The following is a 24,537-nucleotide window of genomic DNA, read 5'->3' as shown; positions in this document are numbered from 1 at the left end:
CCATGAAAGCTGCCCTGCTTGACGAACCCGGCGAAGACATTGCCCTGGCCATTGAAAACGGCTGGTTGCCAATCCGCGAAGTGGCGCGCCAGACCGGCGTCAACGCCGTGACCCTGCGCGCCTGGGAGCGCCGCTACGGCCTAATCGTGCCCCAGCGCACGCCCAAGGGGCACCGGCTGTTCAGTGCCGAACATGTACAACGCATCCACGCCATCCTCACCTGGCTCAATCGAGGCGTGCCGGTCAGTCAGGTCAAAGGCTTGATCGACTCAGCCCAGGCCAGCCCCGCGCCCATGGAAAACGAGTGGCACGCCCTGCGCCAGCATTTGGTGGATGCCATCAGCGAACTGGCCGAACGCCGGGTCGATGACGCCTTCAACCAGGCCATGGCGCTCTACCCGCCACGCACCTTGTGCGAGCAATTGATGCTGCCGCTGCTCAAGGAGCTGGAACAACGGTGGCAGGGCCAGTTCGGCGCGCAGATGGAGCGGGCGTTTTTCCTGTCGTGGCTGCGCAGCAAGTTCGGCGCGCGGATTTATCACAACAATCGCCAACTCCACGGCGCGCCGCTGCTGCTGGTCAACCATTCCGACTTACCGCTGGAACCGCACCTGTGGCTCAGCGCCTGGCTGGCGAGCAGCGCCGACTGCCCGGTGGAAGTATTCGATTGGCCGCTGCCTGCCGGCGAACTGGCCCTCGCGGTGGAACACCTGCAAGCACGCGCCGTGCTGTTGTATTCGAGCAAGACCCTCCATTTGTCGACACTGACAAAACTATTGGGCGACGTCAGTTGCCCAATAGTGATTGCCGGCCCGACGGTGCGCATTCACAACGCCGAGTTGTCCGTACTCACCCGCGACATCCCTGAGTTGTTCATGGCGCAAGACCCGTTGTCGGCCCACCAATTATTGATCCAGCGTGGAATCGTCTAAATGCATCTGATCTGGCTGCGCACCGACTTGCGCCTGCACGACAACACGGCCCTTGCTGCTGCGTGCCAGCGTGGCCCCGTCGCGGCCATTTACCTGATCACTCCCCAGCAGTGGCTGGCCCACGATGACGCGCCGTGCAAAATCGATTTCTGGCTGCGCAACCTGCAGCACTTGAGCCAGGCGCTGGGCGAACTGAACATCCCTTTATTGATCCGCTACGCCGCGACCTGGGACCAGGCGCCCGCTGCACTGAGCGAACTGTGCCGGGAACTGTCGGTGGAGTCTGTGCATGTCAACGAGGAATACGGCATCCACGAGAGCCAGCGTGATGCTGGCGTGGCAGAGACGCTGCAAACGCAGGGAATCACGTTTCACAGCTACCTGGACCAACTGTTTTTCCAACCCGGTAGCGTACTGACCAAGACCGGCACCTATTTCCAAGTGTTCAGCCAGTTTCGCAAGGTTTGCTACAACCGCCTGCACAGCGCCCTGCCGCGCCAGGTGGCAACGCCGAAAGCTCAGGCCAGGCTCGACGTGAGAAGCGATCCGGTGCCGACCACGGTCGACGGTTTCGAGTCGCCCAGCGAAACTTTGCGCGCCCTGTGGCCAGCCGGTGAAGACGAGGCGCGCCGCCGCCTCGACGCCTTCACCGACGAGCAGATCAGCTATTACAAGGACGAGCGCGACTTCCCAGCCAAACCCGGTACCAGCCAGCTTTCGGCCTACCTCGCCGCCGGTGTGGTTTCGCCGCGCCAGTGCTTGCACGCTGCGCTGCAAACCAATCAGGGCGAGTTCGAGAGCGGCGACATCGGCGCCATCACCTGGATCAACGAGCTGCTATGGCGCGAGTTCTATAAACACATTCTGGTCGGCTACCCACGGGTGTCCCGCCACCGCGCCTTTCGCCCGGAAACCGAAGCGCTGGCCTGGCGCAATGCCCCCGAAGACCTCGCGGCCTGGCAACAGGCGCGCACGGGTTTGCCGATCATCGACGCGGCCATGCGCCAATTGCTGGAGACCGGCTGGATGCACAACCGCCTGCGCATGGTGGTGGCGATGTTCCTGACCAAGAACCTGCTGATCGACTGGCGCGAAGGCGAGCGCTTTTTTATGCGCCACCTGATCGACGGTGACCTGGCGGCCAATAATGGCGGTTGGCAGTGGAGCTCATCGACCGGTACCGACTCGGCACCGTACTTCCGGATTTTCAGCCCGTTGAGCCAATCGGAGAAATTCGACGGCGACGGCATTTTCATCAAGCGCTGGCTGCCGGAACTGGCCACGCTGAATAAAAAAGAAGTGCATAACCCGGCAGCGGCTGGCGGTTTGTTTGGCGTGGCGGATTACCCCTGCGCCATCGTCGACCTCAAAGCCTCTCGGGAACGCGCATTGGCTGCCTTTCGCCGCCTGCCTTCACGTCAGGAAATGGCCGATCATGAGTGACTTCCTGCGCCGCTTCGCCGAAGCCTTCACCACGCTGGACAAGCACAACCTGCACCTGCTTGGCAGTTTGTACAGTGATGACATTGTATTTGCCGACCCGCTGCATGAAGTCCATGGGCTGCCCGAACTGCAGCGTTATTTCGCTCAGCTATACAGCAACGTCAGCCAACTGGATTTCGAGTTTCAGGGTATCGACCAGACGGCCGAAGGCGAAGGCTACCTGCGCTGGATCATGAGTTTTCGTCATCCGCGCCTGGCCGCAGGCAAGATGATCCGGGTAGAGGGCTGTTCCCACTTGATGTGGCGCGACAAGGTCTACCGGCATCGCGATTACTTCGATGCGGGCGCACTGCTTTATGAACATGTGCCGATTCTCGGCCGCGTCATCAGTTGGCTGAAAAGGAGAATGGGATGAGCCTTGCATCGCCCCGCCGTTATTGGCTAACCGGCGCCAGCAGTGGCATCGGCGCCGCATTGGCCGTAGAGCTGCTCAACAGTGGCGCCCATGTGGCCCTCAGTTCCCGCACCAAAGGCCCGCTGGAAGCACTCGCCCATCGTTATCCAGGGCAAGTGCTGGTGGTGGCCGGCGACCTGACCGACAGCCAGACCGTGCGCGAGATCGGTGAACACATCGCCCAGGTCTGGGGTGAGTTGGACACGGTGATCCTCAATGCCGGCACCTGTGAATATGTCGACGCCCGGCAATTTGACGCTTCGATCATCGAACATGTGGTGCGTACCAATCTGTTGGCCAGCAGTTATTGCATCGAGGCCGCGCTGCCGCTGTTGCGCGCGGGGCGTACCCCGCATCTGGTGGGCGTGGCCAGCGCGGTGACTTACCTGCCGATGCCACGCGCCGAAGCCTATGGCGCATCCAAGGCCGGCCTGCGTTACCTGTTCGAGTCCCTGCGCATCAGCCTGTCACCGGAAAACATCGACGTCACCGTGATCAGCCCAGGCTTTGTTGACACACCGCTGACCGAACGCAATGACTTCCCGATGCCCCTGAGCTGGTCCGCCGACAAGGCGGCGCGGCACATCTTTGCGAAACTGGAGAAACGCCCGCTGGAAATTGCCTTCCCGGCCATGTTCATTGCCACCCTGTGGCCGCTGTCGAAGTTGCCTAACCGCGCGCAATTGATCATCGGCAAGCGCATGTTGCGCAGCCCGCCACCGAAAAAGGACATTCCGTGAAGATCGCCATTGTCGGCAGCGGTATCGCCGGGCTGACCAGCGCCTACCTGCTCAGCCGCCGCCACGACATCACGGTGTTCGAAGCGGGCGACCGCATCGGCGGGCACACGCACACAGTCCACGTTACCGTAGAGGGCGAACGCTATGCCGTGGACACCGGCTTTATTGTGTTCAACGACTGGACCTACCCCAACTTCATCCAGTTGCTGGGCCAGATCGGCGTGACGTTCAAACCCACCGAAATGAGCTTTTCGGTGTGTGACCAAAGCAGCGGGTTCGAGTACAACGGCAACAACCTCAACAGCTTGTTTGCCCAACGCCGCAATATTCTGTCGCCCGGGTTCTGGGGCATGTTGCGCGATATCCTGCGCTTCAACCGCCAAGCGCCTTTGGACCTGCAAGAGCAGCGTATCAGTGCCGAGATGACCCTCGGTGACTACCTCGCAGCCGGCGGTTACGGCCAAAGGTTTATCCGCCACTACATCGTGCCAATGGGGGCTGCGATATGGTCAATGTCCCTTTCGGACATGCTCGGTTTCCCACTGCAATTCTTCGTGCGCTTCTTCAAGAACCACGGCTTGTTGTCGGTCAACAACCGGCCGCAATGGTGCGTGATCGAAGGCGGTTCAAGCAGCTACATCGAACCGCTGACCCGCAGTTTTCGCGAGCGTGTGCGCCTCGGTTGCCCTGTGCATAAAGTGCAACGCACCGACAATGGCGTGGTTATCCACAGCCCGTACGGCAGCGAAACCTTCGACCGGGTGGTATTGGCCTGCCACAGTGATCAGGCCCTGGAATTGCTTGATGACCCGAGCCAGGCCGAACAAGAGATCCTCGGCGCCCTACCCTACGCCGACAACGACGTAGTGCTGCACACCGACACGCGCTTGCTGCCTGACCGCGAGCTGGCCTGGGCCAGTTGGAATTACCGGTTGACCGGCCACTCGCAGAATCAGGCCGCCGTCACCTACGACATGAACATCCTGCAGGGCATCGACAGCGACACCACGTTTTGTGTCAGCCTCAACCAGACGCAAGTGATCAACCCGTTGAAGATCCTCGCGCGCTACACCTACGCCCATCCGCAGTACAGCCTGGCCGCCGTGGCCGCTCAAGCACGCTGGGAAGAATTGCACGGCACCCGCAACACCTTCTACTGCGGCGCGTACTGGGCCAACGGCTTCCACGAGGACGGCGTGGTCAGTGCCCTGCGCGTGGCCCAGGCGTTCGGGGAAAGCCTGTGAACAGCGCCCTGTACAGCGGCTGGATCGCCCATCGCCGGTTTACGCCCAGGGCCCACGCCTTTCGCTACCGCATCGGCCTGCTGTATCTGGACCTCAGCGAACAGGATGCAGTACTCGGGCTTTCACCCCTGGCCGGCACTGGTCGCCTGGCGCCTTTCGGCTTTCGCCAGCAGGACTACCTGCGTGAACTCACGCGCCACGGCATGAGTTTGAGCGATGCCGTGCGCCACGAAGTCGGCAAAGCTCTGGGGCGAACACCCCAGGGCGCTATCTGCCTGCTGACCCAGGCCCGCAGTTGGGGCCTGGCGTTTAACCCGGTGAGTTTCTTCTACTGCTTCGAGGCCGACGGGCAGTTGGCCGCGATTCTGTGTGAAGTGACCAACACGCCATGGCGCGAGCGCTATCACTACGTGCTGCCGGCCCAGCCCCTCGACGCCGATGAGCATCAGCACTTCGCCGTGGCCAAAGGGTTCCATGTGTCGCCCTTCTTACCGCGCGACCTGGAATATCGCATGAGTTTCAGCCCTCCATCTGCCCGGCTCGGCGTGCACATGGCCGACTGGCAGGGCACGCAAAAGGTTTTCGACGCCACCTTGAGCCTGGAAAAACACTCACTCAGCCGCGCAAGCCTGCATCACTATTTGTGGCGTTTCCCCTGGATGACCGCCAAGACCTGCCTGGCAATCTACTGGCAAGCCTTGCGCCTGCTGCTCAAGCGCACACCGATTTTTTCCCACCGGGCCGCCGATGGCGCCTCTCGCACCGCCGTCGGGTACACCAAGGATCGCCGCCATGAAACACCCTAGTTTATCGGTCAAGGCTAACCGCCTGAACGTCAATGGCATGACCGCTGCGCTGTTGCGCAAGGCGGTGCTGCGCCAGCTCAGCCAACTGCGTCACGGCCAGTTGGTGGTGATCGAAGACGGCGAGCGACAAGTGTTCGGCGCACGGGAAGCGCACCTGTTAGGCGAAATTCAGATTCTCGACTCGGCGGTATGGGGCATGGTGGCCGCCAATGGTTCGATCGGCGCCGGCGAGGCGTTTATCCATGGTTACTGGACCAGTCCCGACCTCACCGCCGTGGTCCGGGTGATGGTCAGCAACCTGGAAGTACTCGACGCCATGGAAGGTGGCCTGGCACGGATGGCCCGCCCGTTCACCCAAGGCCTGCACTGGCTCAACCGCAATACACGCAAGGGCTCGCAGAAAAACATCGCCGCCCATTACGACCTGGGCAACGACCTGTTCGAAGAGTTTCTCGACCCGACCATGATGTACTCGTCGGGGCAGTTTTTGACACCCGACGACAGCCTGGAACAAGCGCAACTGAACAAGCTGGAGCGCATCTGCCAGAAACTGGCGCTCAAGCCCAGCGACCATCTGCTGGAAATCGGCACCGGCTGGGGCAGCATGGCGTTGTATGCGGCGCAGCATTACGGCTGCAAGGTCACCACCACGACCCTGTCCAAGGAACAATTCGCCTACACCGAGAAACGCATCCATACGCAGGGCCTGCAAGATCAAGTGACCTTGCTGCTCAGCGATTACCGCGACCTCACCGGCGAGTATGACAAGCTGGTGTCGATCGAGATGATCGAAGCGGTGGGCCATCGGTTCCTGCCGACCTATTTCAAACAATGTGCGCACTTGCTCAAGCCCAACGGCCTGATGCTGCTGCAAGCCATCACCATTCGCGAACAGCGCTTTGAGCAGGCCAAGCGCAGCGTCGACTTCATCCAGCGCTACATTTTCCCCGGTGGCGCCCTGCCCTGTGTACAGAACATGCTGCACATCGTCAGCCGCGACACCGACATGAACCTGCTGCACATGGAGGAATTCGGCCTGCACTACGCCCGTACCCTGCGCCTGTGGCATGAAAACTTCCGCCGCGCCCATGGCCGTCTCATGGAATTGGGCTACGACGAATATTTCCTGCGTTTGTGGGAGTTCTACCTGTGCTATTGCGAAGGCGGGTTTATGGAACGCACCATTGGTACCGCACAACTGCTGCTGGCCAAACCCGCGGCGATCAACCCGCCATTGCTTGGGCGCTTCAGTGCTTAAAACCCTGGCCAATGCCGCGCTGTTCCAATGCGGCTGGTTTGCCTGCGTACTCGGCGGCGACAGCCCATGGCTGCTGGTGGGTTTGGCGGCACTGGGCGTGCATCTGCTGTGGATAAGTTCGCCGGCGGATGACGGCCTGCTCGTGCTCAACGTGACACTGGCGGGCACACTGCTGGACACGCTGTTGCGCACCCTGGGCGTTTTCCACTTCAGCGAGCCCGGGCCGTTGATTCCATTCTGGTTGATCGTACTGTGGGCGCTGCTGGCCACGACCCTGCGCCATTGCCTGGCCTGGAGTGCACGGCCCTGGTGGCTGGCCGGCCTGTTGGGCGCAGTGGGTGGGCCTTTGTCTTATTACGCCGGCAGCCAATTGGCCGGTGTGGGTTTTGGCTACGGCACGGCAGCCACTCTGACCGGTCTGACGCTGCTATGGGCCATGCTGTTTCCCTTGCTGCACGGGCTCGCGCGCAAGCTCGAACACTGACGCTTGTCCGAGCATTCATACACGTTTAACGCACTTGCCTTACACTGCGCGGCTATGACCAACATCCCCCATATCCAAATCACTGAACCGGCCGTCACCTGCTCGACGTGCGCGGCCTGCTGCTGTCAGCTGGAAGTCATGCTGATCACCGACACCGGCGTGCCGCAGCGCTTTATCGATACCGATGAGTGGGGCGGCGAAGTGATGCTGCGCCTGGACGACGGCTGGTGCGCCGCACTGGACCGGGACACGATGATGTGCACGATTTACGCGCTTCGCCCGCTGATTTGCCGGGAGTTTGAGATGGGTGCGCCGGAGTGTCTTGAAGAGCGGGAAGGCATCGCGACGGTCTACCGCTGATCCTGCGATGAGCAAAGATCTAAATGTGGGAGCAGGCTTGCTCGCGAAGGCGGTGGGTCAGTCTATGCATGTGCTAGCTGATACACCGCTTTCGCGAGCAAGCCCGCTCCCACAGGGGGGGCTTCGTTGTTGTTGAATTACAACGGCATGGTGTAGTGCAACGAGTAGCTCTCTACCCCATCGTTATTGCTGCTGATGCCGGCGTTGGAATAGTGCGTGGCGCGAATGCCCACTTCATGCCCACCGGTAAACCGCAGGCCGAAACCCAGGCGGTCCTCGAACTGAAAAGCTTGGCCGATGTTGTTGTCTTCCAGCCGGGTGCGGGAGAACACCGCCACGCCGATACCGGCTTCGATGTAGGGCTTGACTGACTGGCCGGCAAACTCATACACAAACACCGGCGAGAACGACAGGCTGCTGGCACCTGCCCGGTCATCACCTTCCCAATACGTGTAGGCGCCGCTCCAGTAGCCGGTCAGACGGCCAACATCGCTTTGCATCCAGCTTTTATCCCAATCCGAAGTCAGGCCCAGTCGATAGGTCAACGTCGAATCACTGGTACTCCCCAACCCGAACTCCAGGCCGGCGGCCTGGGCTGAAACAGAGTGTCCCAACACAGCGGCCGCAATCGCAGCCAAACAGAACAAGCGCTTCATAAGAAACATCCTTCCGAACGAAGTTATATAGTTTTAAACAGGCTAACTGGCTATAGAAGCTGACGTAGAGCCGGAAGTTCAGCTTTTATCAGCACCATTTCACGAAATTTTCACGAGCCAAAGCTTCGCACAACTCCGGGATGTTTCCAAAGTGTCGGTAGGATATTTCTTAGGTGGGTCAGATCGCCGCTGGTCCAGAACTGTGCAGTGTCGGGATTGCCAGCTGCCAGCAGGTCGCGCTCATCCAGCAAACGCTTGAGCTGGCGCGCCACGGCGGCGCCGGTGTCGATCAGGATAATACTGGGGGGCAGCATCTGCGCCAGGAGCGGCTTGAGGAAGGGATAGTGGGTGCAACCCAGGATGATGGTGTCGCAACCGGCGCTGAGCAGTGGCTCGATATAGCCCTGCAACAGTATGTGCAAAGCCGGGCTGTTCAGGTCACCGGCTTCAATCAGCTCCACCAGGCCCGGACAGGGTTGGGTCACCACTCGTACATCAGTGGCGAAGCGGTCGAGCAAGGCCGCGAATTTGGCGCTTTGCAGCGTCCCAGTGGTGGCGAGCACACCCACCACGCCGCTGCGGGTAGCGGCAGCAGCGGGCTTGACCGCAGGCTCCATGCCGACCAAGGGCCAATCTGGGTAGTCCTGGCGCAAATCGGCAACGGCGGCGACCGTTGCGGTGTTACACGCGATCACAAATGCCTTGGCGCCGCGCTCGCGGAAAAACTCGGCGACGGTTCGAGAACGCTCAAGGATGAAAGTGGGCGTTTTCTCACCATAGGGGATATGCCCGCAGTCGGCCACATACAGCAGCGATTCATGGGGCAATAACTGCTGGATCTCCTCCAGCACCGTCAGGCCGCCGACGCCGGAGTCGAACACACCGATGGGCGCGCCCTTAACCATGCCGGGTTCCACACACGCTGCAACCCGGGTCGCGCTTGACGCGCAATTCGCGAAAACGCGTGGTCAAGGCGTCGATCAGCAACAGGCGCCCCACCAGCGGCTCACCGAAACCTGCCAGCAGCTTCAAGGCTTCCAGCGCTTGCAGGCTACCGACCAGCCCCACCAACGGCCCGACCACACCGGCTTCGCTGCAGGTCAGTTCGGTGTCGCTGCCGTGCCCGTATAAACAGTGATAGCACGGGCTGTCGGCGCGACGCGGGTCGAACACCGACAATTGCCCCTCAAGGCGAATGGCCGCGCCACTGATCAATGGCTTGCCCGCCACGACGCAGGCCGCATTCACCGCTTCGCGGGTAGAGAAGTTGTCGCTGCAATCGAGCACCACATCCACCGCGCCGATTGCAGAGACCAGCGAGTCAGCATCCAGCGCCACGCGATGGGCGGTCAGGGTGATTTCAGGGTTGATCGCGCTCAGCCGACGCATGGCCGAATCTACCTTGGTCTGCCCTACGCTGTGGGTGTCATGGATGATCTGACGTTGCAGGTTGGTCAAATCGACCGTGTCAAAATCCGCCAGGTGCAGCTCACCTACACCGGCAGCGGCGAGGTAGAGCGCAACCGGAGCGCCCAGGCCACCGAGGCCGACGATCAACGCGCGGCTCTGTTTCAGGCGCAACTGCCCTTCGATGTCGACATGCTGCAACAGAATCTGCCGGCTATAACGCAACAGCTCCTGATCGGTCAGCACGGTCGGTGCCCCAGGGTGATGCGTTCGTGACCGCCAAGATCGATACGACTGTGTACGCCTTCAAAGCCTTGGCTCAGCAACAAGTCACGCACAGCCAAGGCCTGGTCGTAGCCGTGCTCAAGCAACAGCCAGCCACCGGCATTCAGATGGGCCGGTGATTGATCGATGATCAGGCGCAAATCGTCCAGGCCATCAGGCCCGGCCACCAGGGCGCTCGCCGGTTCAAACCGAACATCCCCCGCCACCAGATGCGGATCGTTGTCGGCAATGTAGGGCGGGTTGCTGATGATCAAGTCAAAGCGATCGCCTTGCAGGGCGCTGAACCAATGGCTGTTCAGCACCGTCGCGTTATTGAGGTGCAGACGCTGGCGGTTGCGCTCGGCCAGGGCCACCGCTTCGAGCACGCGATCAACGGCGGTGACTTGCCAGGCCGGGCGTTCGCTGGCCAACGCCAAGGCAATGGCGCCACTGCCGGTGCCCAGGTCCAGGACTTTGGCCGGGGTAGCAGGCAGCAGTTCCAGAGCGGCTTCCACCAGCAATTCGGTTTCCGGACGCGGAATCAGCGTGTGCGGCGCGACTTCCAGATCCAGCTTCCAGAAGCCTTGCTGGCCGAGGATATAGGCCACCGGCTCGCCGCTGCGGCGGCGCTGCAGGTAGTCGGCAAAGGTCAGGGCGTCTTCGCTGCTGACGATCTTTTCCGGCCAGGTGTGCAGGTAGCTGCGGGACTTGCCCAGGGCGGCGGCCAGCAGCAGTTCCACATCCAGGCGCGCGGTGGGCGAATCGGGCAGGTCGGCCGCGCGCAGCAGGCTGGCTATGATGGTCATTTATTCACCTATCGCGGCCAGTTGATCCGCCTGATATTCGGCGAGCAACGGCTCGATCACCGCATCCACGCCGCCAGCGAGAATCTCGTCCAGGGAATAAAGGGTGAGATTGACCCGATGGTCGGTCACCCGGCCTTGGGCAAAGTTGTAAGTTCGGATGCGCTCGGAGCGATCGCCCGAGCCCACCAGCAGCTTACGCTCGCTGGCAATCGCGTTGGCGGCGGCGCTGGTTTGCTGGTCGTTCAATTTGGCCGACAGCCAGGACATGGCCCGCGCCCGGTTCTTGTGCTGGGAACGTTCTTCCTGGCATTCCACCACGATGCCCGACGGCAAGTGGGTAATCCGAATCGCCGAGTCGGTCTTGTTGACGTGCTGGCCACCGGCGCCCGACGAGCGGTAGGTGTCGACACGCAAGTCCGCGGGGTTGATCTCGATGGCCTCCTGCTCGTCCGGCTCAGGCAACACCGCTACGGTGCACGCCGAGGTATGGATACGGCCCTGGGACTCAGTCGCAGGGACACGCTGCACACGGTGGGCGCCGGATTCGAACTTCAGCTTGCCGTAGACGTTGTCACCTTCGACCCGAGCAATGACTTCTTTATAGCCACCGTGTTCACCTTCGTTCTCGGACAGGATCTCGACCCGCCAGCCGCGTCGTTCGGCGTAGCGCGAATACATGCGGAACAGGTCGCCGGAGAAAATCGCCGCCTCGTCGCCACCGGTACCGGCGCGGATCTCCAAGAACACGTTACGGCCGTCATTAGGGTCCTTGGGCAGCAACATGCGTTGCAGGTCGCCTTCCAGTTCGGCGAGTTTTTCCTTGGCCTCGCGGACTTCTTCCACGGCCATTTCACGCATGTCCGGGTCATTGTCCTTGAGCAGCGCCTGAGCGCCTTCGAGGTCAGCCTGCACTTTGGTGAGATGTTTGTAGGTGGCTACAATCGGCTCAACTTCGGCGTACTCCTTGGAATAAGCGCGAAACTTGGCCTGATCAGAAATGACCTCGCCGTCGCCGAGCAAGGCGGTCAGTTCTTCGAAACGGTCCTGGAGCACGTCCAGTTTATTGAGCAGTGACGCTTTCATTGCGGTTTTTTATCCGAAGAGCTGTCTGACGCGCCCTCACCGAGGGCAAAGAGTTCCTGAGCCATGGCCAGCGCATCGAGGCGGCCTTCGGCGGTAAGCTTTTTCAACTGAACGCTGGGTGCATGGAGCAGTTTGTTGGTCAGGCCACGGGCCAATTGCATCAGCACCTCTTCGGCGCTGCTGCCGTTGGCGAGCAGGCGCTGGGCCTTGAGCAACTCTTCATCACGCAGGCGTTCGCCCTGCTGACGATACGCCTTGAGCACATCCACCGCCGCCAATTCACGCAGGCGCACCATGAAATCTTCAGCACCGGTGCTGACCATCTCCTCGGCGGCCTGGGCGGCACCCTGGCGGCTCTTGAGGTTCTCGGCGACCACTTCATGCAGATCGTCGACGCTATAGAGGTAAACGTCGTCCAACTCGCCGACTTCGGGTTCGATATCCCGGGGAACGGCGATATCCACCATGAAGATCGGCTTGTGCTTGCGCAGTTTCAACGCGCTCTCGACCGCACCTTTGCCGAGGATCGGCAACTGACTGGCGGTGGAGCTGATAACGATATCACTGCGTACCAGTTCAGCCGGAATGTCTGACAACAGCACGGCATGGGCACCGAACTGTTCGGCGAGGATACTCGCCCGTTCGAGCGTGCGGTTGGCGACAACGATGCGCTTCACGCCTAAATCGTGCAGGTGCCGGGCTACCAGGGTAATGGTTTCACCGGCACCTATCAGCAGCGCCTGGCTGCGCTGCAAGTCGCTGAAAATCTGCTTGGCCAGGCTGACAGCGGCAAAGGCCACCGACACCGGGTTTTCGCCGATAGCCGTGTCGGTACGCACCTGCTTGGCCGAATTGAAGGTGGCCTGGAACAGGCGCCCCAGCAGCGGGCCGACCGTGCCGGCCTCACGCGCTACGGCATAGGCAGACTTCATCTGGCCAAGAATTTGCGGTTCGCCCAACACCAGCGAGTCGAGACCGGCCGCCACACGCATCATGTGACGAACTGCCGCATCCTCTTCATGCACATAGGCACTGGCGCGCAGGTCATCGAGGCTCAAATGGTGATAATCGGCCAGCCAGCGCAGTACCACATCCGCTGAAAGATGTTCCTGCTCTATATAGAGCTCGCTGCGATTGCAGGTCGAAAGGATCGCAGCTTCGCGGCTGTCGGTGAGCCGGCAGAGCTGCTGCAAGGCCTCAACCAACTGCTCTGGCGTAAACGCCACGCGCTCGCGCACGTCTACGGAGGCAGTCTTGTGGTTAATACCGAGTGCGAGGAAGGCCATTCAATATCGCTGATGATGTCGGGAAGCCGACAATTGTCCTACTTCGAAAGATCCAGAACAACCACCGTCGTCTATTGTCCTAATGCGTTATGCCTATAAAGGCCTCCACTGAGACTCGGTTATGTTTGGCCGAAGGCTTGTGTCATGATGATCCGACCGCAGGTTAGTCGTCCTCTTCCTATATGAATAGATCTTCCGCGTTGCTCCTTGCTTTTGTCTTTCTCAGCGGCTGCCAGGCCATGGCACCCGTGTCGCCGGAGGCTACGCCGCCGGTAGAAGACACCTCCCCCGCCCCTGAAAAGCCCAAGGTTTATTCCTCGTTCAGTGAAGAAACGATCTACAGCCTGCTGACCGCGGAACTGGCCGGCCAGCGTAATCGTTTCGATATTGCGCTGGATAATTACGTGACCCAGGCCATCAACACCCAGGACCCGGGCATTTCCGAGCGTGCGTTTCGCATCGCCGAATACCTGGGCGCCGACCAGGCTGCGCTGGATACGTCGCTGATCTGGGCAAAAAATGCCCCCGATGATCTGGAAGCCCAGCGCGCCGCCGCCGTGCAACTGGCGCGCGCGGGCCGCTATGACGACTCTATGGTCTATATGGAGAAAGTCCTGCAGGGCAAGGGCGACACGCATTTCGACTTCCTGGCACTGTCGGCCGCCGACACCGATCAGGACACCCGCAATGGCCTGATGAAGAGCTTCGACCGCCTGCTGCAAAAGCATCCGAAGAACAGCCAGTTGATTTTCGGCAAAGCCTTGCTGTTGCAACAGGATGACGAAGCCGACGCCGCACTCAAATTGCTTGAGCAGAACCCGCCGGAAGACGGCGAGATCGCGCCGATCCTGCTGCGAGCACGCCTGCTGCAGAACCTCAACCGCGGCAAGGAAGCGATTCCTCTGCTGGAAAAAAGCATCAAGAAATACCCGGACGACAAGCGCCTGCGCCTGACTTATGCGCGAATGCTGGTTGAGCAGGACCGCATGGAAGACGCCAAAGTGCAGTTCGCCAACCTGGTCCAGCAATACCCCGACGACGACGAACTGCGCTATTCGCTGGCCCTGGTGTGCCTGGAAGCCAAAGCCTGGGATGAGGCCAAGGGCTACCTGGAACAGTTGATTGAACGTGACAGCCATGTCGACTCGGCGCACCTGAACCTGGGCCGCATCGCTGAAGAACGCAACGACCCGCAGGCCGCCCTGCTCGAGTACGCCCAGGTCGGCCCCGGCAATGACTACCTGCCCGCCCAGTTGCGCCAGGCCGACATCCTGATGAGCAATGGCCGTACCGACGAAGCGGAAAAACGCCTGGCGGCGGCCCGCGATGCCGAGCCGGACTACGCCATCCAGCTGTACTTGATCCAGGCCGAGACCTTATCGGCCAACAAGCAGGGCGAACGCGCCTGGAAGCTGCTGCAACAAGCTTTGTTGCAATACCCCGACGATTTGAACCTGCTGTACACCCGCGCCATGCAGGCTGAAAAACGCAATGACCTGGCCCAGCTGGAAAAGGACCTGCGCCTGATCATCAAGCGCGACCCGGATAACGCCATGGCACTCAACGCCCTGGGTTATACCTTGTCCGACCGCACCACGCGTTACGCCGAAGCCAAGGTACTGATCGAGCAGGCCCATGCGCTCAACCCTGAAGACCCGGCCGTACTCGACAGCCTGGGCTGGGTGAATTACCGCCTGGGCAACCTCGACGAGGCCGAGCGCTTGCTGCGCCAGGCACTGGAGCGCTTTCCCGATCAAGAAGTTGCCGCGCACCTGGGCGAAGTGCTTTGGGCCAAGGGCAAGCAACGCGAAGCACGACAAATCTGGGAAAAATTCCTCAAGGAACAACCCGAAAGCCCAATCCTGCGCGGCACCATCAAGCGCCTGACCGGATCCGAGACCCTTTAAGCTTATGTTCTTGCGCCACATTATCGTTTTCAGTTTTATCGCCCTGCTCGCCGGTTGCGCGGGCGTAGGCACCCGTGAATCCGTTGAAGGCCAGGGCAACCCGGCGCAATGGCAACAACACAAGGATCAGCTCAGCAGCATCGACGGCTGGCAGATCGAGGGCAAGGTCGGGGTTCGCGCGCCGAAAGATTCCGGCAGCGGCACCCTGTTCTGGCTGCAACGCCAGGATTATTACGACATTCGCCTCTCGGGCCCGCTGGGCCGGGGGGCGGCTCGCCTGACGGGCCGGCCGGGGCAGGTGAGCCTGGAAGTGGCCAACCAGGGCCGCTATGAAGCGACCTCCCCGGAGGAACTGCTGGAGCAGCAGATCGGCTGGAAGCTGCCTGTCTCGCATTTGGTCTGGTGGGTGCGCGGTCTTCCGGCGCCCGAGAGCAAAAGTCGCCTGAGCCTCAATGGCGACAGTCGCCTTGCCTCCCTGGAGCAGGACGGCTGGCAGGTGGAGTACCTGAGCTACGTGCAACAGAACGGTTATTGGCTGCCCGAGCGCATCAAGCTGCACGGCACCGACCTTGATGTCACGTTGGTGATCAAGGACTGGCAACCGCGCAAGTTGGGGCAATAACGTGACAGAACGCCTGACCCTGCCCTCGCCTGCGAAACTCAATCTGATGCTGCATATTCTTGGTCGCCGTGAAGATGGCTATCACGAGCTGCAGACCCTCTTTCAGTTCCTCGACTATGGCGATGAGCTGACCTTCGCCGTACGCGACGATGGCGTGATCCAGCTGCACACCGAATTCGAAGGCGTGCCCCACGACAGCAATCTGATCGTGAAGGCGGCGAAAAAACTTCAGCAACAATCCGGCTGCCCGCTCGGGATAGATATCTGGATCGACAAAATCCTGCCCATGGGCGGAGGTATCGGGGGCGGGAGCTCGAATGCTGCAACGACGTTGCTGGGGCTGAACCACTTGTGGCAACTGGGCTGGGACCACGATCGCCTGGCTGTGCTGGGCCTGACGCTGGGCGCGGACGTCCCGGTTTTCGTGCGCGGCCACGCCGCGTTTGCCGAGGGCGTAGGGGAGAAACTTACCCCTGTAGAGCCCGAAGAACCCTGGTATGTCGTGCTTGTGCCGCAAGTATCTGTAAGTACAGCAGAAATTTTTTCAGATCCGTTGTTGACACGTAACTCTTCTCCCATTAAAGTGCGCCCCGTTCCCAAGGGAAACAGTCGAAATGACTGCTTACCGGTTGTAGCAAGGCGTTATCCAGAGGTACGTAACGCTTTGAATTTGTTAGGTAAATTTACCGAAGCAAAATTAACCGGAACTGGAAGTTGTGTGTTTGGGGGCTTCCCAAGCAAAGCTGAAGCTGATAAAGTCTCGGCCCTTCTTACAGAGACCCTTACAGGGTTTGTAGCAAAGGGAAGCAACGTTTCGATGTTGCATCGCAAGCTGCAAAGTCTGCTCTAAAAGGAATCGAGTGTTAGGCACTCGTTGCAACAGATACAGGGGCGTCGCCAAGCGGTAAGGCAGCAGGTTTTGATCCTGCCATGCGTTGGTTCGAATCCAGCCGCCCCTGCCATTTTCTAATACTCATCCAGGTTACCCTCAGCCTCTAGGTACTGCGCGTGTCCAAGATGATGGTCTTTACGGGGAATGCCAACCCCGATCTGGCTCGACGTGTCGTACGTCAGCTGCATATCCCTCTCGGTGACATCTCTGTCGGTAAGTTTTCCGACGGCGAAATTACAGCCGAGATCAATGAAAATGTCCGCGGTAAAGACGTCTTCATTATTCAGCCGACCTGCGCTCCGACCAACGATAACCTGATGGAACTCGTCGTGATGGCTGATGCCTTCCGCCGCTCCTCAGCGACTCGAATCACAGCTGTAATCCCTTACTTTGGTTATGCCCGTCAGGATCGCCGTCCGCGTTCCGCACGTGTGGCTATCAGCGCGAAAGTCGTTGCTGACATGCTGACCGTGGTAGGCATCGACCGTGTTCTCACGGTTGACCTGCACGCTGACCAAATCCAGGGTTTCTTCGATATTCCGGTAGATAACATCTACGGCTCCCCCGTTCTGGTGGATGACATCGAAGACCAGCGCTTTGAAAACCTGATGATCGTGTCCCCGGACATTGGTGGCGTCGTGCGTGCACGGGCCGTTGCCAAATCCCTGGGCGTGGACCTCGGGATCATCGATAAACGCCGTGAAAAAGCCAATCACTCTGAAGTGATGCATATCATCGGTGATGTCGAAGGGCGTACCTGTATTCTGGTTGATGACATGGTCGACACCGCCGGCACCCTGTGCCACGCGGCGAAAGCCCTGAAAGAGCACGGTGCTGCAAAAGTCTTCGCCTACTGCACACACCCTGTGCTGTCGGGCCGAGCGATCGAGAACATCGAGAACTCCATGCTGGACGAACTGGTGGTGACTAACACCATCCCGTTGTCCGCTGCTGCTCAAGCCTGTTCGCGTATCCGTCAACTGGATATCGCACCGGTAGTTGCCGAAGCGGTTCGCCGCATCAGCAATGAAGAATCGATCAGCGCGATGTTCCGTTAAGGGTCAAACCTTCGGAGCACCTCACTGACGAAAAGCGCCCCGCCCCAACATACTGTTGGGGCGGGGCTTTTTTGCCCATATCGCCTTTAGCGCTGGTCGCAAACGCTGGGGCGAATGTGGTTATTTTGGAGATACAACATGAACGATTTTACTCTGAATGCTGAAGTGCGTTCCGACCTGGGGAAAGGTGCGAGCCGCCGCCTGCGTCGTCTCGCAAGCCTGGTTCCAGCTGTAGTTTACGGTGGCGACAAAGCCCCTGAATCCATCAGCATGCTGGCCAAAGAAGTTGCCAAACTGCTCGAAAACGACGCTGCCTACAGCCACGTTATCGAACTGAACGTTGGCGGCAAAAAGCAGAACGTTATCATCAAGGCCCTGCAGCGCCACCCTTCCAAGGGCCACGTACTGCACGCTGACTTCGTACGCGTCGTAGCTGGTCAGAAACTGACCGCTATCGTGCCTGTGCACTTTGTTGGCGAAGAAGCTCCAGTCAAGAAAGGTGGCGTTGTTTCTCACACCACTACCGAGCTGGAAGTAAGCTGCCTGCCGAAAGACCTGCCTGAGTTCATCGAAGTCGACCTGTCGGCTGCTGAAATCGGCACCATCATCCACCTGTCCGACCTCAAGGCCCCTAAAGGCGTTGAGTTCGTTGCACTGGCTCACAACGACGACAAGGCTGTTGCCAACGTCCACGCGCCACGTGTTGTAGCAGAAGATGAAGCCGGCGAAACCGCTGCCGAGTAATACACTCTGCAACGAAGGAGCTTGAGGGAACATCGCGGACCGAAACGTAGCGAGAAAGCGGGCAACAACGCGAAGTTTATCTCTGGATAAGTGAGCTCCTGTCGTCCACTTTCGCCGCACGCTGGTGTAGCGATGTTATCCACAACTCCAAAGGAAGGGCCCCTGTCGTGACTGCCATTAAACTGATCGTTGGCCTGGGAAATCCAGGCGCCGAATACGAACAGACCCGGCATAACGCGGGGGCCCTTTTTGTTGAGCGCATCGCCCACGCCCAAGGCATCAACCTTGTGGCCGATCGCAAATATTTCGGCCTGACCGGGCGCTTTTCGCACCAGGGTCAGGATATTCGTCTACTGATTCCCACCACCTACATGAACCGCAGCGGCCAGGCTGTCGCGGCGCTTGCGGGCTTCTTCCGGATCAAACCCGAAGAAATCCTGGTGGCCCATGACGAACTGGACCTGCCACCCGGCGTTGCCAAGCTCAAGCAAGGCGGCGGACACGGCGGGCACAATGGCCTGCGCGACATCATCGCGCAGCTGGGCAATCAGAATACCTTTTACCGTCTGCGGCTCGGCATTGGCCACCCAGGCGTTGCCAGTATGGTTTCAAATTTCGTCCTGGGTCGTGCGCCACGCGCCGAACAGGAAAAACTCGATGCCAGCATCGATTTTGCCCTCGGCGTGCTGCCGGATATCTTCGCCGGTGAATGGAACCGCGCGATGAAAAACCTGCACAGCCAGAAGGCCTGACTTTTACCCGAGGGGAAACACCATGGGATTCAATTGCGGCATCGTCGGCCTGCCCAACGTCGGCAAATCCACCCTGTTCAACGCCCTGACCAAGTCCGGTATTGCGGCGGAGAACTTCCCCTTCTGCACCATCGAACCCAACAGCGGCATCGTGCCGATGCCGGACCCACGCCTGGAGGCACTGGCAGCGATCGTCAACCCCAAGCGCATCCTGCCGACCACCATGGAATTCGTCGACATCGCGGGCCTGGTCGCTGGCGCATCCAAAGGCGAAGGCCTGGGCAACAAGTTCCTGGCCAACATCCGTGAAACCGATGCCATTGCCCATGTGGTCCGCTGCTTTGAAGACGAGAACGTGATCCACGTCTCCAACAGCGTCGACCCCAAGCGCGACATCGAAATCATTGACCTGGAACTGATCTTCGCCGACCTCGACAGCTGCGAAAAGCAACTGCAGAAAGTCGCGCGTAACGCCAAAGGCGGAGACAAGGACGCAGTGGTCCAGAAAGGCCTGCTGGAGCAGTTGATCGCTCACTTCACCGAAGGCAAGCCGGCACGCAGCCTGATGAAGAGCATGGGCACCGATGAGAAGGCTGTGATCAAGGGCTTCCACCTGCTGACCACCAAGCCTGTGATGTACATCGCCAACGTCGCCGAAGACGGCTTCGAGAACAACCCGCTGCTCGACGTGGTCAAGGCCATTGCCGAGGAAGAAGGCGCCATTGTTGTTCCGGTATGCAACAAGATCGAAGCTGAAATCGCCGAGCTCGATGACGGCGAAGAAAAAGATATGTTTCTTGAGGCCCTGGGCCTTGAAGAGCCTGGCCTGAACCGTGTGATCCGCGCCGGCTACGAGATGCTCAACCTGCAGACCTACTTCACCGCCGGTGTCGAAGAAGTTCGCGCCTGGACCGTCAAGGTTGGCGCTACCGCGCCACAAGCTGCCGGCGTGATCCACACCGACTTCGAAAAGGGCTTCATCCGCGCCGAAGTGATCGCCTACAACGACTTCATTCAGTACAAGGGTGAAGCCGGCACCAAGGAAGCCGGTAAATGGCGCCTGGAAGGCAAGGAATACGTCGTCAAGGATGGCGATGTAATGCACTTCCGTTTTAACGTGTAAGTACAACCCGCGGTATTGACTGCGGGACCAGAAAAAGCCGATGCATTGCATCGGCTTTTTTGTGGGCGAGCGCTTATGAAAAAAGACTTGTATCCCCAAAAAAAACAGACTCTCAGAATATTCCTACTTACCAATCGACCGATTAACCCCGCACTTATTCCTGCGACCAACAAGCCTTAACTTACCATCATTTTCCTACATCACTCCTCCGCTTAAACCTCTCTACACCGAGTGACAACTTTTATAATCTACGCTCTACTGAAATGGCGCTTGCACACCGTATTTGCAACAGTGAAGTAATAGCGAACAGGGAGTATCAATTCATGTCGACCTACGTCCAGAAGGATAATAAAACAGACGTTTCACTCATCGAAGGTCCGGAAATTGAAACCACGCTTAACAACACTGCCGCGCTCAACGTTGACATTCTGTTGCTGGGAGAAACCGGCACCGGAAAAGACACTCTTGCACAGCGGATTCATCGTTTATCGGGGCGACGCGGTAATTTTGTTGCCGTGAACTGTGCGGCAATCCCAGAAAGCCTCGCGGAAAGCCAGTTGTTCGGTGTCAACAGCGGGGCTTATACCGGGGCAATACAATCAAGGGCTGGATTCGTCGAAGCAGCCCACCTGGGTACCCTATACCTGGATGAGATCGACAGCATGCCCCTGAACCTGCAAGCCAAGCTCCTGCGCGTGCTGGAGTGCCGTGGGGTGGAACGCCTGGGCTCGACTCGGCTGATCTCCGTGGACATGCGCGTCATCGCATCAGCCCAGCAGTCGCTGCAAATCATGGTCGAACAAGGCGCCTTCAGGCGTGACCTCTACTTTCGTTTGAATGTGGTCAACATCGAGCTCCCCGCCCTGCGAGATCGGCGCGAACGCATCATCCCATTGTTTCTGGAAATGGTTCAGGAAGAAGCGGAGCAGTTCAAATGCAGTGCCCCATCGCCTCCTGACAGCCTGCTGCATCAACTGCTCTGTCACTCCTGGCTGGGTAATGTGCGCGAACTACGTTCGACGGCGAAACGGTTCGTCTTGGGCCTCCCGCCGCTCTCAACTCCCGCATGCAGACAGCAACCACTTCAGACGGACCTGAAGACACGCCTCCAACAAATTGAAAAAGCATTGATTGAAGAATCCATGTACCGCCACCACCACTGTGTAGATACCGTAGCAATTGAACTGGGGGTCGCTAAGCGCACGCTGTATTACAGGATGAAACACTTGAAGATATCACTGGCATAAGCTCAATCATTCCTCTCACAGCTAACAAGTAGGCCATAAAAACCCTGTATCGCCAAAGACCTGATCAAACAACCACTCAAGAAAACAATTAGTTACATCGCGACCTGGAAACATCTGGAACGCATTACTAATACGGGCCACACAGTTGTTGCCAGAAGCAAATCTCTGTAACACGTAGATGCTGCCGTGATTTGACCGATGGAAAAATAAAGACCCAAAAAACCCATAGTAGGATTTCTATATGAATGTTGGCGCAGGAAGTGGTACAGGCTCTATACCGCAGACATATTCAGGGAGTATGGATGGAGTTGGAGGCGCGAACGAGGGCTCAGCCGAAGCTATCTTCGAGAAAATGAAGGCTGATGCAATAAAAAATGGCTGGAAGAGTGCTGAAGTAAAAAATATTCAAGCACTGATCCGGTCGGGCTCAGGCCAATAATCGCGAGGTGATCGATTACCTTTCAGGCTTTGCAGCCCGAAAGGTAATCATCCAACCGGCCCGACAGACCATTTTAGTGCTCTAGAGCCGCTGTCCACCCTGAATGAGTAGACACTCCATGCAAATAATAAACGACCGCTTTTCACAGAAAAGCAGCAATACCGAACACGACCGTAAGCCACAGGAACAATCGGCAGGCGGTACGGACGTCAGTTTTTTCACGTCACTGTTCGAAGGTTCCCATCCCACAAGCACAATCTCTGCCAAGCCTGAAGGCTCACTCCTTTTGACAGAAGCATCAAAGCACCTGAGCAACTCAAGAGATGGCTTCGCAAAAATAATCCGCTCAACCAAAAAGGGGATTGATGTTGAGGCCATAGGAAATTACCCACGCGAGTTACATAACGCGCAACTTACAACACAACTGATGGTGAAATGTCTTGCCAAGACAACGCAGTGCATTGACAAGATCAGCAACATGCAGTCTTGAGCATGAATAACTCTCTGCTTGTCGCTTTAGTTTTGAGTATGACTTTTATATTGAGCGGATGTGGTGACCGGGTAGAACTGCATCGCCAACTGTCCGAACAAGAAGCCAATGAGGTTGTAGCCGAATTGGCTGATAAACATATTCGTGCGCAAAAGGTACCGGCCAAAGACGGGGTCGTCGTAACGGTTAATACAAGCGACATCGGGCGCGCCGTACGTACCTTGGAAGCCGCCGGCCTTCCCCGGCTCGCCCGGACCACTATGGGGGATACCTTTCGCAAGGAAGGGGTAATTTCCACCCCTCTGGAAGAGCGTGCCCGCTACATCTATGCCTTATCTCAAGAGCTTGAAACCACGTTATCCAAGATCGACGGTGTGATCGTCGCACGTGTGCATGTGGTATTGCCTGAACGCATAGCGCCAGGAGAGCCGGTCCAACCCGCATCCGCTTCCGTATTCATCAAGCATGATCCACGCCTGGACCCCGACAACATTCGCGCCCGGGTCCGCAGAATGGTGGCGAGCAGTATCCCGGGGATGACCACCGCAGTGGATAACCCGCAAAAACTCACCGTGGTGTTTGTACCGGCCTCCACTTATCAGGAACAACAACGCCTGGTGTATTTCGGCCCCTTCCTGGTGCCCGGCGACGATCTCGGATTCTGGCGATCCAGCATCATGATCTTGCTGCTCGGTCTGGCTTCGGCCGTGGCAGCCATGATCTTCCTGCAAGCGCGGCGCAAGCGTCCTCATCTGGAGCCCGCGCTTACAGGAAACTCAACGGGGCCAACGCATGGCACCTAGACCCGATCATCTGATGCGTGAGCAACTGGCCTGGGCTCAATGGTGGGCTTTTCCCTGGAAACAGGCCCACGAAGACTGGAGAGGCGACAAGTATCGTGCGATTGAAAGGCTTTTTTATAGCGGTCGGTCAGCGCCAGAAGACCTTACGGGTTTTGTCGCCTGCTTGCCGGCTGCACCTCATGCCACTGTGCTTCGGTTGGCCCTGGCCTCCACGGACCAACTCAACCTGGCGCTGGCATTGGCCAACCACACGTTCAATCCCCAGGCAGCATCACCCTTGAGTGAAGATCATCATGAGTGGTGCATGCGCCTCTCCATGGCGCTGCACCCTTCCATGCTGCCCCCACATTCCGATCCGCTGCGACTGCTTCATAGCTGGGTTGAGCCCGCTACCTGGCAGCGCCTTCGATTGCGTTTCCCCCGTACACGTGTGAGCGAGGCTGAAACAGCAGACGCCCCACTCGAAAGTGCGAGCAGCCGATTGAACACCCTCTGGCAGGCCGTCGTCTGGCGCGTCGCAAGCATGGCGAGCGACAACATGCCCCTGTCTCGCAAGGATGAGGAAAGCAGCGATGTTATGCCGACATACTATTGAGTTACGCAAGGACGCGTCCGGTACGCGAGCCAACCTTATCCCGCGCGAAGAGCTAGCCAATTGGGAGCAGGCCAACCATCTCTTGAGCCACGCCAATGCCCAGGCCGACGAATTGATACGTATGACCGAAAAAAAATGCGAGGCCATGCTTGAACAAGCCTCACTGGAAATCTGGCAACGCGCCGATGCTCAACTCAAACAATGGGAACGCGACCGTCAATCGATGTGCGACAACCTTGAACACTACGCGACCGCCATCACCAACCAAGCCATTCGCTGTCTGCTCGACGAGACAACTGCCCCGCAACGGCTCGCAGCGCTGTTGAAACAATTGCTGGATAGCCAAGTTCAGGAAGTCAGTGCGACGTTGCTCTGTCATCCCCATGATCTTGAGGAGATAAGACAGGGCCTTGCCCGTCACAAGAGCAGATTCTGGAAGTTAAACGCCGACGACACGGTTCATCCTCAAACACTCGTATTGAAAACAGATGAGGGGGACTTCCGTATCAGCTGGAATGCCATGCTCGACACTTTTTTCAACCAGGGCAAAGAGTACTCGATCGAGATCTAATCCTACGAGCACAGAGACTTTATTTATATTCTCCACTCAGAACTAACTGTTTAAATTCACCCATCAACATA

The 24,537-nt window shown here is 58.7% G+C and carries 27 protein-coding genes and 1 tRNA gene; 22 read left to right on the top strand and 6 right to left on the bottom strand.

The genetic code is table 11. The features are described 5' to 3' along the window. Positions 1 to 2 precede the first annotated feature (2 nt). Genes J1G33_RS24790 through J1G33_RS24750 form a run of 9 tightly spaced genes read left to right on the top strand, consistent with a single transcriptional unit; the run spans position 3 to position 7,721 of the window. Positions 3 to 932 carry a MerR family transcriptional regulator gene (locus tag J1G33_RS24790; RefSeq protein ID WP_223018950.1) on the top strand — a complete coding sequence of 310 codons (930 nt, stop codon included), beginning with the start codon at positions 3 to 5 and terminating at the stop codon, positions 930 to 932. Then, complete coding sequence (phrB, locus tag J1G33_RS24785; protein ID WP_032877992.1) at positions 933 to 2,375, top strand: deoxyribodipyrimidine photo-lyase; 1,443 nt, start codon at positions 933 to 935, stop codon at positions 2,373 to 2,375. Further along, complete coding sequence (locus tag J1G33_RS24780) at positions 2,368 to 2,790, top strand: nuclear transport factor 2 family protein (RefSeq protein WP_032877993.1); 423 nt, start codon at positions 2,368 to 2,370, stop codon at positions 2,788 to 2,790. Before phrB ends, J1G33_RS24780 begins: the two co-directional genes overlap by 8 nt. Beyond that, entirely contained in the window at positions 2,787 to 3,569 is a 783-nt protein-coding gene (locus J1G33_RS24775) for an SDR family NAD(P)-dependent oxidoreductase (protein ID WP_032877994.1), read from the top strand. The genes J1G33_RS24780 and J1G33_RS24775 overlap by 4 nt, the downstream gene beginning before the upstream one ends. After that, a complete protein-coding gene (locus J1G33_RS24770) occupies positions 3,566 to 4,813 on the top strand; it encodes an FAD-dependent oxidoreductase (protein WP_223018949.1) in 1,248 nt (415 codons plus the stop codon). Before J1G33_RS24775 ends, J1G33_RS24770 begins: the two co-directional genes overlap by 4 nt. Beyond that, complete coding sequence (locus J1G33_RS24765) at positions 4,810 to 5,619, top strand: DUF1365 domain-containing protein (RefSeq protein ID WP_148853436.1); 810 nt, start codon at positions 4,810 to 4,812, stop codon at positions 5,617 to 5,619. The genes J1G33_RS24770 and J1G33_RS24765 overlap by 4 nt, the downstream gene beginning before the upstream one ends. Continuing rightward, complete coding sequence (locus J1G33_RS24760) at positions 5,606 to 6,877, top strand: cyclopropane-fatty-acyl-phospholipid synthase family protein (protein ID WP_223018948.1); 1,272 nt, start codon at positions 5,606 to 5,608, stop codon at positions 6,875 to 6,877. The genes J1G33_RS24765 and J1G33_RS24760 overlap by 14 nt, the downstream gene beginning before the upstream one ends. After that, complete coding sequence (locus J1G33_RS24755; protein WP_032877998.1) at positions 6,870 to 7,361, top strand: DUF2878 domain-containing protein; 492 nt, start codon at positions 6,870 to 6,872, stop codon at positions 7,359 to 7,361. The genes J1G33_RS24760 and J1G33_RS24755 overlap by 8 nt, the downstream gene beginning before the upstream one ends. A 54-nt stretch (positions 7,362 to 7,415) precedes the next feature. Beyond that, positions 7,416 to 7,721: a YkgJ family cysteine cluster protein gene (locus tag J1G33_RS24750; protein ID WP_032803249.1), complete on the top strand. Its 306-nt coding sequence runs from the start codon at positions 7,416 to 7,418 to the stop codon at positions 7,719 to 7,721. A gap of 137 nt (positions 7,722 to 7,858) precedes the next feature. Here J1G33_RS24750 and J1G33_RS24745 read toward each other — a convergent pair whose 3' ends face one another. The 6 genes from J1G33_RS24745 to hemA form a co-directional block, all read right to left on the bottom strand. Further along, on the bottom strand, positions 7,859 to 8,377 hold the full coding sequence (locus tag J1G33_RS24745; RefSeq protein WP_005784623.1) for an acyloxyacyl hydrolase: 519 nt from the start codon (positions 8,375 to 8,377) through the stop codon (positions 7,859 to 7,861). A gap of 110 nt (positions 8,378 to 8,487) precedes the next feature. After that, the gene (gene murI, locus J1G33_RS24740) at positions 8,488 to 9,282 is read right to left on the bottom strand and encodes a glutamate racemase (RefSeq protein ID WP_032877999.1); all 795 of its coding nucleotides are present in this window, start codon (positions 9,280 to 9,282) and stop codon (positions 8,488 to 8,490) included. Beyond that, entirely contained in the window at positions 9,275 to 10,030 is a 756-nt protein-coding gene (locus tag J1G33_RS24735; RefSeq protein WP_223018947.1) for a molybdopterin-synthase adenylyltransferase MoeB, read from the bottom strand. Before J1G33_RS24735 ends, murI begins: the two co-directional genes overlap by 8 nt. Beyond that, on the bottom strand, positions 10,024 to 10,854 hold the full coding sequence (prmC, locus tag J1G33_RS24730; protein ID WP_078820237.1) for a peptide chain release factor N(5)-glutamine methyltransferase: 831 nt from the start codon (positions 10,852 to 10,854) through the stop codon (positions 10,024 to 10,026). Before prmC ends, J1G33_RS24735 begins: the two co-directional genes overlap by 7 nt. Beyond that, positions 10,855 to 11,937, bottom strand: coding sequence for a peptide chain release factor 1 (gene prfA, locus J1G33_RS24725; protein ID WP_032878002.1), 1,083 nt, complete (start codon positions 11,935 to 11,937; stop codon positions 10,855 to 10,857). It lies immediately after the preceding gene. Further along, positions 11,934 to 13,223, bottom strand: a complete 1,290-nt coding sequence (gene hemA / locus J1G33_RS24720; RefSeq protein WP_032878003.1) for a glutamyl-tRNA reductase — start codon at positions 13,221 to 13,223, stop codon at positions 11,934 to 11,936. Before hemA ends, prfA begins: the two co-directional genes overlap by 4 nt. Before the next feature lie 182 nt (positions 13,224 to 13,405). Between hemA and J1G33_RS24715 the strand changes: the two genes are divergently transcribed. The 13 genes from J1G33_RS24715 (at position 13,406) to sctL (ending at position 24,466) form a co-directional block, all read left to right on the top strand. Next, positions 13,406 to 15,130 carry a tetratricopeptide repeat protein gene (locus tag J1G33_RS24715; RefSeq protein WP_122733165.1) on the top strand — a complete coding sequence of 575 codons (1,725 nt, stop codon included), beginning with the start codon at positions 13,406 to 13,408 and terminating at the stop codon, positions 15,128 to 15,130. Positions 15,131 to 15,134: 4 nt separating this feature from the next. Next, a complete protein-coding gene (gene lolB, locus J1G33_RS24710; RefSeq protein ID WP_032878005.1) occupies positions 15,135 to 15,752 on the top strand; it encodes a lipoprotein insertase outer membrane protein LolB in 618 nt (205 codons plus the stop codon). A gap of 1 nt (position 15,753) precedes the next feature. Then, positions 15,754 to 16,602, top strand: coding sequence for a 4-(cytidine 5'-diphospho)-2-C-methyl-D-erythritol kinase (gene ispE, locus J1G33_RS24705; protein ID WP_032878006.1), 849 nt, complete (start codon positions 15,754 to 15,756; stop codon positions 16,600 to 16,602). 37 nt (positions 16,603 to 16,639) lie between these two features. Then, positions 16,640 to 16,714, top strand: a tRNA-Gln gene (locus J1G33_RS24700). Between the two features lie 46 nt (positions 16,715 to 16,760). Beyond that, a complete protein-coding gene (locus J1G33_RS24695; protein ID WP_003208392.1) occupies positions 16,761 to 17,702 on the top strand; it encodes a ribose-phosphate pyrophosphokinase in 942 nt (313 codons plus the stop codon). A 138-nt stretch (positions 17,703 to 17,840) separates the two neighbouring features. Continuing rightward, positions 17,841 to 18,446 carry a 50S ribosomal protein L25/general stress protein Ctc gene (locus J1G33_RS24690; RefSeq protein WP_005784612.1) on the top strand — a complete coding sequence of 202 codons (606 nt, stop codon included), beginning with the start codon at positions 17,841 to 17,843 and terminating at the stop codon, positions 18,444 to 18,446. Between the two features lie 167 nt (positions 18,447 to 18,613). After that, a complete protein-coding gene (pth, locus tag J1G33_RS24685) occupies positions 18,614 to 19,198 on the top strand; it encodes an aminoacyl-tRNA hydrolase (RefSeq protein ID WP_005784610.1) in 585 nt (194 codons plus the stop codon). 22 nt (positions 19,199 to 19,220) lie between these two features. Next, positions 19,221 to 20,321 (top strand): redox-regulated ATPase YchF, encoded by a 1,101-nt coding sequence (gene ychF, locus J1G33_RS24680; RefSeq protein WP_005784608.1) that lies wholly within the window; start codon positions 19,221 to 19,223, stop codon positions 20,319 to 20,321. Positions 20,322 to 20,644: 323 nt separating this feature from the next. Further along, a complete protein-coding gene (locus J1G33_RS24675; protein WP_032878007.1) occupies positions 20,645 to 21,568 on the top strand; it encodes a sigma 54-interacting transcriptional regulator in 924 nt (307 codons plus the stop codon). A gap of 557 nt (positions 21,569 to 22,125) precedes the next feature. Beyond that, the gene (locus J1G33_RS24670; protein WP_032878008.1) at positions 22,126 to 22,497 is read left to right on the top strand and encodes a hypothetical protein; all 372 of its coding nucleotides are present in this window, start codon (positions 22,126 to 22,128) and stop codon (positions 22,495 to 22,497) included. A 2-nt stretch (positions 22,498 to 22,499) separates the two neighbouring features. Beyond that, entirely contained in the window at positions 22,500 to 23,300 is an 801-nt protein-coding gene (gene sctJ, locus J1G33_RS24665; RefSeq protein WP_032878009.1) for a type III secretion inner membrane ring lipoprotein SctJ, read from the top strand. Between the two features lie 13 nt (positions 23,301 to 23,313). Further along, entirely contained in the window at positions 23,314 to 23,895 is a 582-nt protein-coding gene (locus tag J1G33_RS24660; RefSeq protein ID WP_228309320.1) for a type III secretion protein, read from the top strand. Next, positions 23,873 to 24,466, top strand: a complete 594-nt coding sequence (gene sctL / locus J1G33_RS24655) for a type III secretion system stator protein SctL (RefSeq protein WP_032878011.1) — start codon at positions 23,873 to 23,875, stop codon at positions 24,464 to 24,466. Before J1G33_RS24660 ends, sctL begins: the two co-directional genes overlap by 23 nt. Positions 24,467 to 24,537 lie beyond the last annotated feature (71 nt).

Source organism: Pseudomonas sp. P867 (assembly GCF_019891455.1).
In the GTDB taxonomy this organism is placed as follows: domain Bacteria; phylum Pseudomonadota; class Gammaproteobacteria; order Pseudomonadales; family Pseudomonadaceae; genus Aquipseudomonas; species Aquipseudomonas synxantha_A.
Note: the sequence above shows the minus strand (reverse complement) of the source record. Positions and strands in the feature narration are given on the sequence as shown.